This is a genomic window from Streptomyces sp. NBC_00203 (assembly GCF_045206325.1).
GTDB lineage: Bacteria > Actinomycetota > Actinomycetes > Streptomycetales > Streptomycetaceae > Streptomyces > Streptomyces lutosisoli.
The window spans coordinates 6,602,487-6,616,595 of sequence record NZ_CP108126.1; the positions used below are offsets into that span (position 1 = coordinate 6,602,487).

The window sequence follows — 14,109 nt, forward strand, 5'->3', positions numbered from 1 at the left end:
GAGGGGCACCGATGCGATCGGTTCGCATACGGATTCTCGCGACGCTGCTTGTGCTGGCGGGCGTGGGTGTGGGCGGCTGGCAGTTGCTGCCCGCGCAGGAGAACAGCGGCAAGACGATCACGGTCGGCACGACGGACGCCGTCACGTCGCTCGACCCGGCGGGCGCGTACGACGCCGGATCATGGGCGCTGTTCAGCAATGTGTTCCAGTCGCTGCTGACGTTCGAGCCGGGCGGCGCGGCCCCCGTGCCGGACGCGGCGAAGAGCTGCGGCTTCGTGGGCACTGGCCTGCGTACCTATCGCTGTACGTTACGGGACGACCTCACGTTTCCGAGTGGGCGCAAGATGACCGCCGAGGACGTGAAGTTCTCCTTCGAGCGGGTGAAGCGCATCAACGACGAGGTGGGACCGGCGTCCCTCCTCGCCACGCTCGGCTCGGTCGACGCGAGGGGCCTCACGGTCACCTTCCATCTGTCCTCGCCCGACGCCACCTTCCCGTTCAAGGTGGCCACCGGCGCCGGTTCGATCGTCGACCACACCCGCTACCCCAAGCGTGCCCTGCGTACCGACACCGACACCGGCGCCGACGGCACCGGACTGTACGTACTGAAGACGTATACGAAGAACAAGCGGGCCGTCCTCGCGCCCAACCCGCACTACGAGGGCGCCGTCAAGGAGACCGGCCGGCCCATCGTGCTGCGCTACTACGCCGACTCGGAGGCGCTGGAAGCCGGCTGGAAGGCGAAGAAGTTCGATGTCGCCGCCCGTCAGCTGCCTCCCGCGCTGCTCGCCGGACTCTCGCCGAGCGACCCGAATCAGCGGGTCACGGAGGTCGACAGCGCCGAGACCCGCAACCTCGTCCTCAATGTGCGGGCGAACGCGCCGCTGCACGACCGGCGGGTGCGGCAGGCCATCGCCGCGCTCATCAACCGCGAGGAACTGGTCAGCCAGACGTACAAGGGGACGACCGATCCGTTGTACGGGCTGATTCCGGCGGGCATCACGGGGCACGCGACGTCGTTCTTCGACGACTACCCGAAGCCGGACGCCAAGAAGGCGCGGGCGCTGCTGACCGAGGCCGGGGTGTCGCTTCCGGTGCGGTTCACCTACGGGTACGCGGAAGGACGGGGCGCCGCGGCGCAGGAGGCCGCCGAGCTCAAGCGGCAGCTGGAGGCGAGCGGGCTGTTCAAGGTGGCGACCAAGGGCTACGAGTGGACCGCCTTCCAGAAGCGGTACGCCGAGGGCAAGCTGGACGCGTGGGCCGTCGGCTGGGTCGCCGACTATCCCGACCCGGACACCTTCAGCGCCCCGCTCGTCGGCACCGGCAACAGCATGAAGAACGGCTACAGCAGCAAGGCCGTCGACCGGCTGATTCTGGACACTCAGCAGGACGAGGACCGCAGCCTCGCGACCGACTCCTTCCGGCAGTTGCAGGAAGTCGTGGCTCAGGATGTTCCGCTGATTCCCCTGTGGCAGCGCAAGGAGTATGTACTCAGCAGTGAGGACGTCGGGGGCGGTCAGTATCTGTCGGACGGGACCGGTGTCTTCCGCCTCTGGCGGCTGAGCTGGATATGACAACTGACGTGATCCCGCGGGGCGGACACCCACCCCAGTGACATCGCGCTCTCGCCCAACGCAGCACCATGTGTCGGAGGTGTGTGCGGGGTGAGGAGCAGACGTGGTGAGACGTAACTCATTCCGGCTGCCCAGGCATCCGGCGTCCGTCGGTCTCGCCCGGCGCCGGGTACGGGACCATCTGACCGACTGGGGTCACAGCTCCGACGATCCGGCCCTTGCCGATGTCGTGCTTCTCGTCTCCGAACTGGCGACCAATGCCGTGCGCCACGGACCCCTGCTTGAGCGGGAGTTCGAGGTCGCGGTGACCGCCCTCGCCGACGGCTCCTGCTTCATCGAGGTCTCCGACGAGGGCACCGCCGAGCCCCGTCTGCGGCCGGTCGCCGACTGGGAGGAGACCGGCCGCGGGCTCCAGCTCGTGGAGAACATCGCCGTGGCGTGGGGGGTGTGGAACCGGGGGCGGTACGGGAAGACGGTGTGGGCGCTGGTCGCCGCCACCGGATCCTCCTAAGAGGCTGCTACGGGTGCGGTGTGGAGCCGTACACCGTCAGGAAGCGGTCGCGGAACGCGCTCATCTTCCAGACCGGGGCGTTGTGATCGGGCCGCAGGCCGTCCGTCCAGTTCCAGTCGGCGATCTTGTCGAGGACCTTCGGGTCCTTGGCGACGATCGACACCGGCACATCACGGCTGGCGTTGTTGCCGCTGACCCGGGCGATCGGCTGGTGGTCGCCGAGGAAGATCAGCACGGTGTTCTTGTTGCCGTACTTCACCAGGTAGTCGATGAGGCTGGTCACCGAGTACTGGATGGACTTGCCGTACTCCTCCTTGGACTTGGTGGAGTCGGTGATGATGTCCGCGGGCCTCTTGCCGGCCTTCTCGATGGCGTCGTAGACCGAGCCGTCGCCGACCTGGTCCTGGGGGACCGTCTTGGGGATCGGTGCCCAGGGCTGGTGGCTGGAGGTCAGGATGATCGTCGACATCAGCGGCTTGTCGTGCTTCTTGCTGTGCTCCAGCCGCTCGAACGCGGTCAGCGCGTACTGGTCGGGCATGGTCGACCAGCTGAACTTCGGTCCCTTGTAGCCGAGATCGCGGGAGTCGTAGACCTTGTCGATGCCGTAGAAGTTCTGCTCCGGCCAGGCCTTCTGCACACCCGGCATGATGCCGACCGTGTCCCAGGCGCCCGTCTTCTTGAAGGCGCCGGGGAGGGTCAGGTGGTTGCCCGCGGTCACGGTGCGGTAGCGCTGCTGGTTGTTGATCCACAGGCCCGACAGGAACGTGGAGTGACCCAGCCAGCTGCTTCCGCCGTACGTCGCCGACGTCAGCCAGCCGCTCTTCGCCGCGAACCCGGCCTTGGTCAGCTTCTCGTTCTCGGCGGTGAGGGTCGCGTCGACGCCCGGCGCCATGACCGGGTCCTCGATCGCGCTGCGGCCGTAGCTCTCGATGAACGTGATCATCATGTCCTTGCCGCGCAGCCCCGTCAGCAGCTGGTCCGGCGGGGTGTTGGCGAACGCGTCCTTCTTGGCGACCTTCGCGAACGCCGCCTCGTCGCGAAGGGTGTTCCGCACCCGCATGGCACGGTCCTGGACGACCAGCGTCGTGTGCTCGGCGGCGATCGGTACGCCGGAGAACTGCACGCCGAGCGCCGCGCAGGTGACCCAGACGATGGCCATCACCAGCGTCGTACGCGTCGCCAGTTCGGTGTTCCGGGCCACCAGGTTGCCCAGCCGGACGACCGACAGCGTCATGAGGACGAGCATCGCGATCACGAGGACCACGACCAGCACCACGATGCCGAGCGCGCCGTTCTTGCCCATCGTGTCCTGGAGGTACGCCTGCGCGTCGCTGAACAGCGTCCAGTCGAGGACGACGTTGAATCCGCGCCCGAGGTATTCGTTGAAGCCGATGTCGAGGAAGTTCAGGACCGTCAGCGCGCCGAGGCACAGCCCGCCGAGCGCCGCCACGGCGATCCGCGGCTTGCGCGGCAGGACGATCAGTACGGCGGCGCCGAAGATCGCCTCCACCGGGATACGGAAGAACTCGGCGGGCCGGAAGGTGCCGATCCTGCTCGGCATGAGCAGCGCGAACAGCACGAGCGCGGCGGCCAGGGCGGTGGTGGTCCACGCGAGGGTGCGGGCCGCGACGGGGTACCTTTCGCGCCAGCCGTGCCAGCGCCGCCGGCCTCGGGTGGGCGCGGGGGCCGGCGCGGGGTCCGGGGTGGCTTCGGCCGGGTCTTCGGTGACTTCGGCCGGAGCTTCGCTGTCATCCGAGGCTGCGGCCGGGGCTTCGGCGTCATCCGAGGCGGCGGCCGGGGCTTCGGCTTCGGCGGAGGCGAGTGCGGCGGGGGCTTCACCTTCGGTGGCGGTGGCTTCGGCGGGGGCTTCAGCTTCGGCGGCGGTCGCGGTGGCCTCGGCCGGGGTCTCGCTGTCACCGGAGGCAGCCTCGGCCGGGGTCTCGCCGTCATCTGCGAGGGGTTCGGCCGGGGCCGTCGCACTGGCGCCCGGGGTGGACGTCTCCGCGGTGGCCTCCGGCAATGGCTCCGGCGAAGGCTCCGGCGCGGGACCCTCCCCCGGAGGCTTCTCGTCCGTGTTCGGCAGCTGTCGAGAGCTCGTGTTGAACGACAACCCGGCGGTCCTTCCGTGCGAAGCCCGGTGGTGGCACGGCGGACCAGGCTGGGGAGGTCGGGGCCGCCTTCACCTGTGCTGTACGGCGCCGTGGCGGCCGGTGTTCAATCCTCCGGGTCTGCTTCTGCCCAAGTCCGTCCCAAGACCGTTCTAGCAGGTCACGGGGCTGGAAAGGGGGCGTCAGCGCGCCGGGAGCGTCACCGTGACCGCCAGCCCCTCGCCCGGCGCCGTCCGCACCGCCACCTTGCCCCCGTGCGCCGTCACCACGCCCTGCACGATCGCCATGCCGAGCCCGCTGCCCGCGCCGCCGCCCGCCCGGAAGAACCGGTCGAAGATACGCGCCGCGTCGTCCTCCGCGAGCCCGGGACCCTCGTCCGCGACACACAGCCGTACGACGCCGTCCGCGCGCTCCAGACCGAGCCGCACCGGCACTTCGGCGGGCGTGTGGGTGCGTACGTTGCCCACGAGGTTGCCGAGTACCTGCCGCAGCCCCGACTCGTCGGCGTGCAGCAGCAGCGTGCCTTCGGCGCCCACGGTCACCGGGCGCCCCGGCTGCTGGGCCCGCAGATCCGCGGCCGCGTCCCGTACCAGTCGGCTCAAGTCGACGTTCCTGAAGCGGAGTTCGGGGCGCTGGTCGAGCCGGGCCAGGGTCAGCAGCTCGTCCACGAGCCGGCCCATGCGGTCGGCCTCCGCGTTCATCCGGTCCCAGGCCCGCCTGCGCTCGGCGGGATCGGTCAGCATGCCCTTCTCGTAGAGCTGGAGATAGCCGCGTATCGCCGACAGCGGTGTGCGCAGCTCGTGCGAGGCGTCCCCGACGAACCGGCGCAGCTGGGCCGCGCTGCGCTCGCGCGTCCGGTACGCCGACTCGACCTGGTGGAGCATGGAGTTGAGGGCGAGCCGCAGCTGTTCGACCTCCTGGGTCGGATGATGGCTGGAGGGCACGCGCCGGGTCAGATCCCCCTCGGCGATCGCCGACGAGGTCTCCACCATGGCCTCCAGCGGCCGCATCCGGCGGCGCACGCTGAACATCGTCAGGCAGGCCAGCAGCGCCAACAGCAGGGTGCCGAAGGCCAGATCGAGCTTGAGCGCCTTCGCTATGCCCTTGTGCAGCCCGTCGGTCGAGGTGGCGAGCAGGACGTATGTTCCGTCGGCGAACCGTGCTCCGGTCGCCCGGTAGGAGGCGCCGTGCACCGTCACGTCGTGCGGGTCGCGGTCGGCGACGAGGGCGTGCGGGTCGTCCACCGCGTCCGCCAGGGCGAGCTGGCTGCTGGTCGGCTTGAAGCCGCCGAAGCCGCCGATGGTGACGGCCTTTCCGTTCCGGTCGACCGCCGCGAAGATCGAGTCCGGCCTCGGTGACTCGTCCGCGGAGGGAACGAGCCGGTCGCGTACGAACGCCACCGCGCTCAGTGAGTCGATCTGCCGCATGGTGAGCCGTGAGGCGCCCAGCGAGTCCCGTGTCTTGATCAGTTCCGTGTCGACCTGGTCGACCAGATAGTGCCGCATGCCCATCAGGCTCACCGCGGTCGCCATGACGATGCCCAGGGCCAGCAGCCCCACGTTCGCGAGCGTCAGGCCGCCGCGCAGCGAGTGGATGCCGTGCCGGCAGCGCGGGAGCCGGAGCCGCGGCCTCCGGCGGGTCCCGGTCTTCATACCCGCCTCCGCCGGGACGGTGTCGCGGGCCGCGCCGTCCCTGCGTACCGAAATCCTCATGTGAGCCCGTATCCGACGCCCCGCCGGGTCTGTATCACCGGCGGTCCCAGCGGTTCGAGCTTGCGCCGCAGATAGCTGATGTACGTCTCCACGACGGTCGACTCGGCGGGGTGCTCGTACTGCCATACGTGGCGCAGGAGTTGCTCCTTGGGCACGATCCGTCCGCCGTTGCGGACCAGGAAGCGCAGCAGGGCGTACTCGGTGGGGGTGAGCTCGACCGTACGGCCCGCGCGGTGGACGCAGTACGTCGTCTCGTCCAGCTCCAGGTCGCCGTAGCGCAGGGGCGGTCGCTGCGGCAGGACGTCGTCGGGGCGGGTGCGGCGCAGGACGGCCGTGATCCGGGCGACGACCTCGTCGATGTTGAACGGCTTGGTGATGTAGTCGTCGCCGAAGCCGAGCGCGCCCACGATCTCGGCGGGCGCGTCCCGCGCGGTGAGGAAGACGATCGCCAAGTCCGGCTGTCGCTCCCGCAGTTCATGGCCGAGCGCCCGGCCGTCGCCGTCCGGCAGCATCACGTCGAGCAGCGCCGCGTCGGGGCGGGTGCGCTCGGCGAGCGTGAGCGCCTGGCGGACGGTGCCCGCGGTCATCACCTCGAAACGGTGGTAGCGCAGGGCGATGGCGAGGACGTCCGCGATGCTCGGCTCGTCCTCGACGACGAGGACGGTGGCCCCCTCGTGAGCGGTCATGTCCCCAGTATCCGTACACCTGCCCCGACATGGGGCGCTCTCGCTTTGGAGTTCCTTGAGAGTCATGTGCGGGCCGTGTCGCCGCGCACGGGGCTCGGTCGATGGTTGCTCCAGGACCTGGGGGACCAACCGACCGACTGAAGGAGCGTTGAGCGTGGCGACATTGGCACGGTGGTGCTATCGGCACCGGCTGGTGGTCCTGTTGCTGTGGGTGGGGGCGCTGTTCGGACTGGGCTTCGCGGCGTCCACCGCGGGCACGGACTACGCGACCGACTTCTCCCTTCCGAACACGGACTCCAAGCGCGCGTACGACCTGATGGAGAAGGCGTTCCCGGACAGCGCGGGGGACACCGACACGGTGGTGTGGAAGGTCGACGGGGGAACGGTCCGCGACCAGTCCGTACGGTCCCGGATCCAGCCCGCGCTCGAAGAGATCGGGAAGATGACGGGCGTCGGCGGCGTCACCAGCCCGTACTCGGGCGAGCAGGGCGCGGCGCAGATCAGCTCCGACGGGAAGATCGCGTACGCCCAGATCACCTTCGCCGACCAGGCCAACACCGTACCCAAGGACCTGGTGCAGAAGGTCGTCGACACCGCGCAGAACGCCGAACGCAACGGTCTCCAGGTCGAGTTGGGCGGTCAGGCGATCCAGAAGGTGCAGGAACCGCCCACCGGCCTCGCGGAGATGATCGGCATCCTGGCCGCGGCGGTCGTCCTGTTCCTCGCCTTCGGATCCCTCTTCGCGATGCTGCTCCCGATCGGCATCGCCATCTTCGGCGTCGGCACCGGTCTGTTCTCCACGCAGCTGATCAGCCATGTCACGTCCGTGCCCGACCTGGCGCCGCTGCTGGCCACGCTGATCGGCCTCGGCGTCGGCATCGACTACGCGCTGTTCATCGTCACCCGGCACCGGCGCGGCATCCTGCGCGGCATGGCGCCGGAGGAGTCGGCGGTCGTCGCCCTCAACACCTCGGGGCGGGCCGTGCTGTTCGCGGGCGGCACGGTGTGCATCGCGCTCGCCGGGATGCTCGTGACGAACCTGCGCTTCCTGGACGGCGTGGTCATCGGCACCTCGCTCACCGTCATCTTCAGCGTGCTCGCGGCGATCACCCTGCTGCCGGCGCTGCTCGGCCTCCTCGGCACCCGGGTGCTCAGCCGCCGCCAGCGGCGCAAGCTGGCGGCCAACGGGCCCGAGAAGGAGCGGACGAGCGGCGCCGCGGCACGCTGGTCGGCGGGCGTCCAGCGGCGTCCGCGGACGATCGCCCTCCTCGCCCTGGCCGTCATGGCGGTCCTCGCGCTGCCCGTCCTCGGGCTGCGGCTCGGCGCCACCGACCAGGGCAACGACGACGCCTCGACGACGACCAGGAAGGCGTACGACCTGCTGGCCGAGGGCTTCGGGCCCGGTTTCAACGGCCCCCTTCAGGTGGTCACGTCCGGCGGCGACACCTCCGCGCTGGTGAAGGACATCGGCGACACGGCCGGAGTGGCCCGGGTCGCCGCGCTGCCGCCCGCGCGGGGCGTGACGGTGATCCAGGTGGTGCCGACGACCTCGCCGCAGTCGGAGAAGACCGACCAGCTCATCGACAGGCTGCGGGACCGGGTGATCCCGGACGCGGGGGCGCAGGCCCACGTCGGTGGCGTGACGGCCGTCTCCAAGGACTTCTCGTCCATCACCGGTGACCGGCTGCCCTACTTCGTCGCCACGATCATCGGCCTGGGCTTCCTGCTTCTGATGGTCGCCTTCCGCTCCCTCGTGGTGCCGCTGACGGCCGCGCTGATGAACCTGATCGCCGCAGCCGCGTCGTTCGGCGTACTCGTCGCGATCTTCCAGTGGGGCTGGGGCCTCGACCTGCTCGGCCTCGGCAAGGAAGGGCCGATCAACTCCTTCCTGCCCGTCATCATGCTGTCCCTCCTCTTCGGCCTCTCGATGGACTACCAGGTGTTCCTGGTGAGCCGGATGCACGAGGAGTGGGTGCACACCAAGGACAACGCGCGTGCCGTCCGAGTCGGCCTCGCGGAGACCAGCCGCGTCATCAACTCCGCCGCCCTGATCATGGTCTGCGTCTTCCTGGCCTTCGTCCTGAGCGGCGACTCGGGCGCCGCGATGGCGGGCGTCGGCCTGGCGGCCGCGGTCGCCCTGGACGCGTTCATCCTCCGTACGGCCCTGGTGCCGGCCGCGATGCATCTGCTCGGCAAGTCCAACTGGTGGCTGCCGGCCGGGCTGGAGAAGCGGTTGCCGCATCTGGCCGTGGAGCCACGCGAATCGGCGTCCGAGGAGGCCGCCCCCGCGGGCGGCGCGACGGTGGTGCACGGCTTCGTCCGCGACCCGGAGGGTGCGCCGGTCGACGGCGCGGTCCTCACCCTGCTCTCCGCCGGCGGCCGCCAGCTGGACCGGGTGACGTCGCTGGCCGACGGCTCGTACATCGTCTCGGTGCCGGAGCCGGGGACGTATCTGCTGGCGGCGACGGCTGACACGTATGGGGCCCGGGCCCGGCATGTGGTCGTGACCGATGAACCACTGGTGTACGACGTGGAGTTGGCGGAGGGGGAGGTGGACGCGGTCAACTGAGGCCGGCCGGGGATGCGAGGGGCGTCCGCCGGGCGGGCGCCCCTAAGCCTTCTTCTTGGCCGTCTTGGCCGTCTTGGCCGTCTTCGAGGTCTTAGCGGTCTTGGCGGTCGTGGCCTTCTTCGCCGGGTCGGGCAGAGCGTTCGTCATCCCCGGCAGGAAGTCCGTGAACAGCTCGTGCACCTCGTGGACCAGGGGCCGCAGGATACGGAAGCGGGCGAGGGAGACGCCGCGCGCGGTGAGGCGTGCGCCGCGCTCGGCGAGCCGGTAGCTGCGCTCGCGCCCCTCGGTCCGGTCGAAGATCCAGTACAGGACAAGGCCCATCTGCGAGAGCCACATCAACTCGGGCAGTGTGTCGCGGAGTTCCTCGGGCACCTTGGTCTTCGCCCCCGCCAGCACCTCCCGGTGGACGCTGATGGCCTCCACGCGCGCGTGCTCCGACTCGGCGGAGAAGGGGCTGAGCGGGCTGTCCGGGTCGGCGGCGTTCTTGAAGAACTGCACCGCGAACTCGTGGTACGGCGTGGCGATGTCCAGCCACACCTTCAGCACCCCGCCCAGCCGGGCCTCCAGGTCCGTCTCGCGGTCCAGCACCTCCCGGATCGCCACCTGGTGCTCGGTGGCGAGCCGGTCGTAGAAGCCCTGGATCAGGTGCTCCTTGCCGGCGAAGTAGTAGTACGCGTTGCCGACGGAGACCCCGGCCTCCTGGGCGATGGCCCGCATGGTCGTCTTGTCGTAGCCCCGCTCCTGGAACAGCCGCAGCGCCGTCTCCAGGATCAGGGCACGGGTCTGCTCGCTCTTGGCCGGGCTCTTGGCGGGGGCCGTAGCGGGACTGTCCTGACCGGGACTGTCCTGACCGGGACCGTCCGGGCCGGGGCCGTCCGGGCCGGGACCGTCCTGAGCGCGGCTGTGGTGAGCGGGACTGTCTTTCGGTGCTGGCACGGGGACGAGCCTAACGAGTGGAGCAGGTGCCGCTGTCGCAGGCAGGAGGTTGGTACGTCCATCCCGAGCTCGGGTCGTACACCCAGCCGTCGCCCCGCTGATAGACGCCCCCGCCCCAGCCCTCGCGGGACTGGGTCTCGCGCCACTTGGCGGCGGTGAGCATGGCACCCTTCGCGAAACGTGCGCCGGCCGGGGTGCTCAGCCGATGGGCGAGCGGCCGGTGTTCGCGCAATGCCCAGAGGGTGACGACCCAGGCGGCGGCGCCACGGTAGACCTGCCCTCCGTCCCCCACGACGGTGATGTCCTCGAGGGTGGCCCGGTGATCGAGCGAGGGAAAGAGCGCCCGCGCCTCGTCGGACCCGGCGGGTACCAGCCGGAGCGGCACCAGTTGCGGCTGCTTCGCGAGCCAGCCCCGCAGGAAGGTGCACAGCGAGCACTGCGCGTCGTAGAGCACGGTGAGCCCGAGGACCGGGACGCGCGCGGCGTCCCGGTCCCGGGTGGCTGAGGCGCCGGCCACCGGACTCACGCCCCGGCCGCGGGTGCGATCCAGTCGGTCGGCGCGACGGGCGGCAGCTGCTCCCGCTCCATCACGCCCCGCCGCCGGATCTTGTTGAGCACGTACACGTTCCCCAGGTGCATGACCCCGAGCACGAGCAGCACCACGCCGAGCTTGGTCGACAGGGCCTCGAAGATCTCGCGGGCGTTGGCGATCTCCTGGTCCTGGTTCAGATAGAGCGCGACGAAGCCCAGGTTGACGAGGTAGAAGCCCACCACCAGCAGGTGGTTGACGGCTTCGGCGAGCTTCTCGTTGCCGTGCAGCACATCGGCCAGGAAGATCCGCCCGTTGTGGCTCAGCGTGCGCGCCACCCAGATGGTCAGCGCGATGCTGACCAGCAGATAGATGACGTACGCGACGACTGTGAGGTCCATGTCCCCACCCCTTCTTGAACGCGTTCAAAACGCTGTCAGGAAGGAATGTAGACCTGTGTTTGAACACGTTCAAGTTGGTGGTGGGTGTCTTGGGTCACGTCTCGGGTCACGTCTTGGCCGCGTCTGGTCTTGCCTCTTGGGTGGCGACTTGGGTGGCGACTTGGGTCACGCCTACGCCCGTGCGGCGCGGCCCAGTTCGGGCCGCTTGCTGTAGTCGGTGAGGCCGATGACGTTGCCCCAGGGGTCGGCGATCTCGACGGTCCACCCGGTGGCGACGGGGAAGGGTTCGTCGAGAGGCTGAACGCCCACCGCGGCGAGGGCGTCCGCCGCGGCCCGCGCGTCCCGCACCTCCAGCCACACCCGCGGCGAGGCCCACGGCGGCGGCCGGTGACTCAACTCCTCGTCCAGCCGCAGCAGCACGCCGGGCGTCTCCTTGCCCACCTTCAACAGGGCGATCCCGGCCTCGTCGAGCCGGAACGCCACGGGGAAGCCGGCCCGCTCGTAGAAGGTCACGCCCTCGTTGAGATCCCCGACGGACAGGAGCACGTTGTCGAACCCGAGCAGCTCGTATGACACGTCATCTGACATGTCGTCAGGTTAGGTGCGGACCGGAAGGGGATGAGGAGGGACTGACCGCGGGCCGAACATGTGATCACCCGTTGAGGTGAAGCGCCTCTCATTCCCCCTGGGTACGCTGAATCGACAGGCGAGACTCCGTCCCATGGGAGCACTGATGAGCGCCGCATCCGAGAACGGCCTCGACGACGAGTCGGCGTACCGCTGGCCGATCCCGCCCCCCGAGGGCTGGACCGCGGACGACCTAGACCGGATTCCGGGCCTCCCGCCGCACACGGAGTTGATCGACGGGAGTCTCGTTTTCGTGAGTCCGCAGACCGCCTTCCACGGACGTTGCATGCGTCTGCTGGAGAACAGTCTTCTGGAGCAGGCCCCTGACCATCTTGATGTCATGCGGGAGATGGCGATCAAGTTGGACACCAAGAATCGTCCCGAGCCGGACGTCTTGGTCTTCCTGGTGGAGGCGAACACGGGGCCGAAGCAAACCTGGTACAAGCCAGAGGACATCGTCCTCGCTGTCGAAGTAGTCTCACCCGACTCCCGCGAACGCGACCGAGAAGTCAAACCGCGCAAGTACGCCGCCGCCGGAGTCGAGCACTTCTGGAGGGTGGAGGAGGACGACGACAAGGGCCTCCCCGTCGTCTACGTCTACGAACTCGACCCGGCCACCAAGTCGTACGGCCTCACGGGCATCTTCCACGACCGCCTCAAGGTCACCGTCCCCTTCGAGATCGAGATCGACCTGACGGCCATCAATCGGCGGCGCGGCGGTTCGGAGCCCGCGTAGGAGCCTTTGCGGGGGGCCGGCCACAGGGCGTGGCCGGCCCCCGCATCACGCCCTCAGCCGATGGCGAAAAGGGCTTCCTGGCTGTAAGCCTGAGGGTAGAACCCCATGGTCATGAGCACTGCACGCAGGCGAAGACCGCCCCTGCCGGGGCTGACGAGGACGGGGGAGCCTCGATCGGCCGCGCCCGGCAGGGACGCGAGTTGGGTAGGTCAGCGCGGTGCGGCGCTTGGACGGGCGGGGCGGGTCACGTCTGCCGCCAGGCTCGCCAGGGCCGGGTGATGATCTCCCGGTAGGTGTGGTGGGACGGGTTCTGGCCGCAGTGACGCAGCACCCAGTTCTGCGGTTCGGCGAAGTCCTCGCTTGTCGGCGATGTCTCTCCGTCCACGGCGCACTGCATCGCGTACAGGACCGGCTCCGCGTCCGGCTCGCGGTCGGGCTGGAGAGTCCAGGTCTCGTAGCGCAGGACCGAGCGAGGGGTCACCGTCCCCACCTCCGGTTGGCCACCGCCACCTTGGCGCTCAACTCCTCGGCCGGGGCAGCGGACGTACGTCCTCGGGCGGTACGTCCCACTCCCGGCCACCGCGCGGCGGCCGAAGCTGCACGTACGGCCCCACGTGCCCCATCGTCACGCCCGCCCGGCCGTTCCGACGGTCGACCACCACGGCGCCCACACCGGGCGAGGCAGTTTGCTCGACCGCATCAGGGTTGCGGACCGTCATCGTGACCACCCCGGCGAGGCGATCAGCGACCGGGCGTCCAGTCGTAGGGCGGGAACACATAGGGTGGCGCTCTTTCGCACGTTGGCACTCCTCGGCGGCGTGGACCGTGCCCCCGGGCGTATCGGTGGCGCAGGGTCGGCACCGATCCTCACGCCGGTCACCGGGACGAAGGAACCTCCACCAAACCCCACTCCAGGACGTCCTGCACTGTGTAGAACGTCCCTGGTGCCGTCCCGAGACGAAAGGGGAGACTCGTGCCGAACGAGAGACTACGAGCCGTCATGGCGGCCGGAGGCTGGACGTACGCCGCCCTCGCCAAGGAGGTCGAGATCGACCCCAAGTCGGTCGAGCGCTGGGTGAACCTCGGGCGCACCCCACGCCGTGCCACAGCCCTACAGGCGGCCAAAGCCCTGGGAGAAGACGTGCACGCACCCTGGCCGGCGCTCCCCAAGCCCGCCCCGCCCGCGCCATCAGCCCCGAACTGGTCGCGCTCTACGACCAGCGGGCCGACATCCCCGTCTCGACGTTCGCAGACCTCTTGGCCCAGGCCCGGGAACGGATCGACATCCTCGTATACGCGGCCGTCTTCCTCCACGAGGCGTACCCACGACTGAACGAACTCCTCACCGAACGCGCCGCCGAAGGCTGCACCGTCCGCATCGCGATCGGGGACGCAGACAGCGACAACGTCCAAGCCCGCGGCCAGGAGGAGCGGTTCGGCCACGGCATCGAATCCCGCTGCCGCCTCGCGCTCATGCACTACAGGCCGCTCGCCGGCACCCCCGGCATCGAAGTCCGCACCCACGCCACCACGCTCTACAACTCCCTCTACCGCGCCGACGACCAGCAACTCGTCAACGCACACACCTGGGGCGTCAACGCCTACGCCGCCCCCGTGTGGCATCTTCGCCGGCACCAGGAGAGCGGCATGTTCGACACCTACGCCGAGAGCTTCGACGCGGTGTGGGCGACGGCGACGCCTGTACGAGAGGACGGCTGAC

Annotated in this window: 12 protein-coding genes and 2 pseudogenes; 5 read left to right on the forward strand and 9 right to left on the reverse strand. The window is 69.6% G+C overall.

Features of this window, described 5'->3' with window-relative positions:
* Nucleotides 1-11 precede the first annotated feature (11 nt).
* Together OG975_RS29655 and OG975_RS29660 are read left to right on the forward strand one after the other, a co-directional pair.
* Nucleotides 12-1,574 (forward strand): ABC transporter substrate-binding protein, encoded by a 1,563-nt coding sequence (locus OG975_RS29655; RefSeq protein ID WP_406332435.1) that lies wholly within the window; start codon nt 12-14, stop codon nt 1,572-1,574.
* A gap of 103 nt (nt 1,575-1,677) precedes the next feature.
* Nucleotides 1,678-2,085 carry an ATP-binding protein gene (locus tag OG975_RS29660; protein ID WP_406332437.1) on the forward strand — a complete coding sequence of 136 codons (408 nt, stop codon included), beginning with the start codon at nt 1,678-1,680 and terminating at the stop codon, nt 2,083-2,085.
* A 7-nt stretch (nt 2,086-2,092) separates the two neighbouring features.
* On the opposite strand, the gene OG975_RS29665 is transcribed toward OG975_RS29660, so the two are convergent.
* The 3 genes from OG975_RS29665 to OG975_RS29675 form a co-directional block, all read right to left on the reverse strand.
* Complete coding sequence (locus tag OG975_RS29665) at nt 2,093-4,195, reverse strand: sulfatase-like hydrolase/transferase (RefSeq protein WP_406332438.1); 2,103 nt, start codon at nt 4,193-4,195, stop codon at nt 2,093-2,095.
* A 180-nt stretch (nt 4,196-4,375) separates the two neighbouring features.
* Complete coding sequence (locus OG975_RS29670) at nt 4,376-5,845, reverse strand: ATP-binding protein (protein WP_406336523.1); 1,470 nt, start codon at nt 5,843-5,845, stop codon at nt 4,376-4,378.
* A gap of 56 nt (nt 5,846-5,901) precedes the next feature.
* Nucleotides 5,902-6,591, reverse strand: a complete 690-nt coding sequence (locus tag OG975_RS29675) for a response regulator transcription factor (protein WP_330306841.1) — start codon at nt 6,589-6,591, stop codon at nt 5,902-5,904.
* 163 nt (nt 6,592-6,754) lie between these two features.
* Here OG975_RS29675 and OG975_RS29680 point away from each other — a divergent pair, with 163 nt between their 5' ends.
* Complete coding sequence (locus OG975_RS29680; RefSeq protein ID WP_406336524.1) at nt 6,755-9,160, forward strand: MMPL family transporter; 2,406 nt, start codon at nt 6,755-6,757, stop codon at nt 9,158-9,160.
* A gap of 42 nt (nt 9,161-9,202) precedes the next feature.
* Here the strand turns inward: OG975_RS29680 and OG975_RS29685 are convergent, their stop codons facing one another.
* The 4 genes from OG975_RS29685 to OG975_RS29700 all read right to left on the reverse strand — a co-directional run bounded on the left by OG975_RS29685 (nt 9,203) and on the right by OG975_RS29700 (nt 11,614).
* Nucleotides 9,203-10,096 carry a TetR family transcriptional regulator gene (locus tag OG975_RS29685; RefSeq protein ID WP_406332440.1) on the reverse strand — a complete coding sequence of 298 codons (894 nt, stop codon included), beginning with the start codon at nt 10,094-10,096 and terminating at the stop codon, nt 9,203-9,205.
* A gap of 10 nt (nt 10,097-10,106) precedes the next feature.
* The gene (locus OG975_RS29690) at nt 10,107-10,613 is read right to left on the reverse strand and encodes a thiol-disulfide oxidoreductase DCC family protein (RefSeq protein WP_406332442.1); all 507 of its coding nucleotides are present in this window, start codon (nt 10,611-10,613) and stop codon (nt 10,107-10,109) included.
* A gap of 5 nt (nt 10,614-10,618) precedes the next feature.
* Entirely contained in the window at nt 10,619-11,026 is a 408-nt protein-coding gene (locus tag OG975_RS29695; RefSeq protein ID WP_406332443.1) for a hypothetical protein, read from the reverse strand.
* 171 nt (nt 11,027-11,197) lie between these two features.
* Complete coding sequence (locus tag OG975_RS29700) at nt 11,198-11,614, reverse strand: VOC family protein (protein ID WP_406332445.1); 417 nt, start codon at nt 11,612-11,614, stop codon at nt 11,198-11,200.
* Between the two features lie 145 nt (nt 11,615-11,759).
* On the opposite strand from OG975_RS29700, the gene OG975_RS29705 reads away from it, so the two are divergent.
* On the forward strand, nt 11,760-12,389 hold the full coding sequence (locus OG975_RS29705) for a Uma2 family endonuclease (protein ID WP_330306845.1): 630 nt from the start codon (nt 11,760-11,762) through the stop codon (nt 12,387-12,389).
* A gap of 244 nt (nt 12,390-12,633) precedes the next feature.
* On the opposite strand, the gene OG975_RS29710 is transcribed toward OG975_RS29705, so the two are convergent.
* Both OG975_RS29710 and OG975_RS29715 read right to left on the reverse strand, forming a co-directional pair.
* Nucleotides 12,634-12,879: a hypothetical protein gene (locus OG975_RS29710; protein ID WP_004000859.1), complete on the reverse strand. Its 246-nt coding sequence runs from the start codon at nt 12,877-12,879 to the stop codon at nt 12,634-12,636.
* A pseudogene (locus tag OG975_RS29715) lies at nt 12,867-13,108 on the reverse strand (hypothetical protein). The gene OG975_RS29710 and the pseudogene OG975_RS29715 overlap by 13 nt, the downstream one beginning before the upstream one ends.
* Before the next feature lie 281 nt (nt 13,109-13,389).
* Here OG975_RS29715 and OG975_RS29720 point away from each other — a divergent pair.
* Nucleotides 13,390-14,108 (forward strand): annotated as a pseudogene (locus tag OG975_RS29720) (XRE family transcriptional regulator).
* Nucleotide 14,109: the final 1 nt, after the last annotated feature.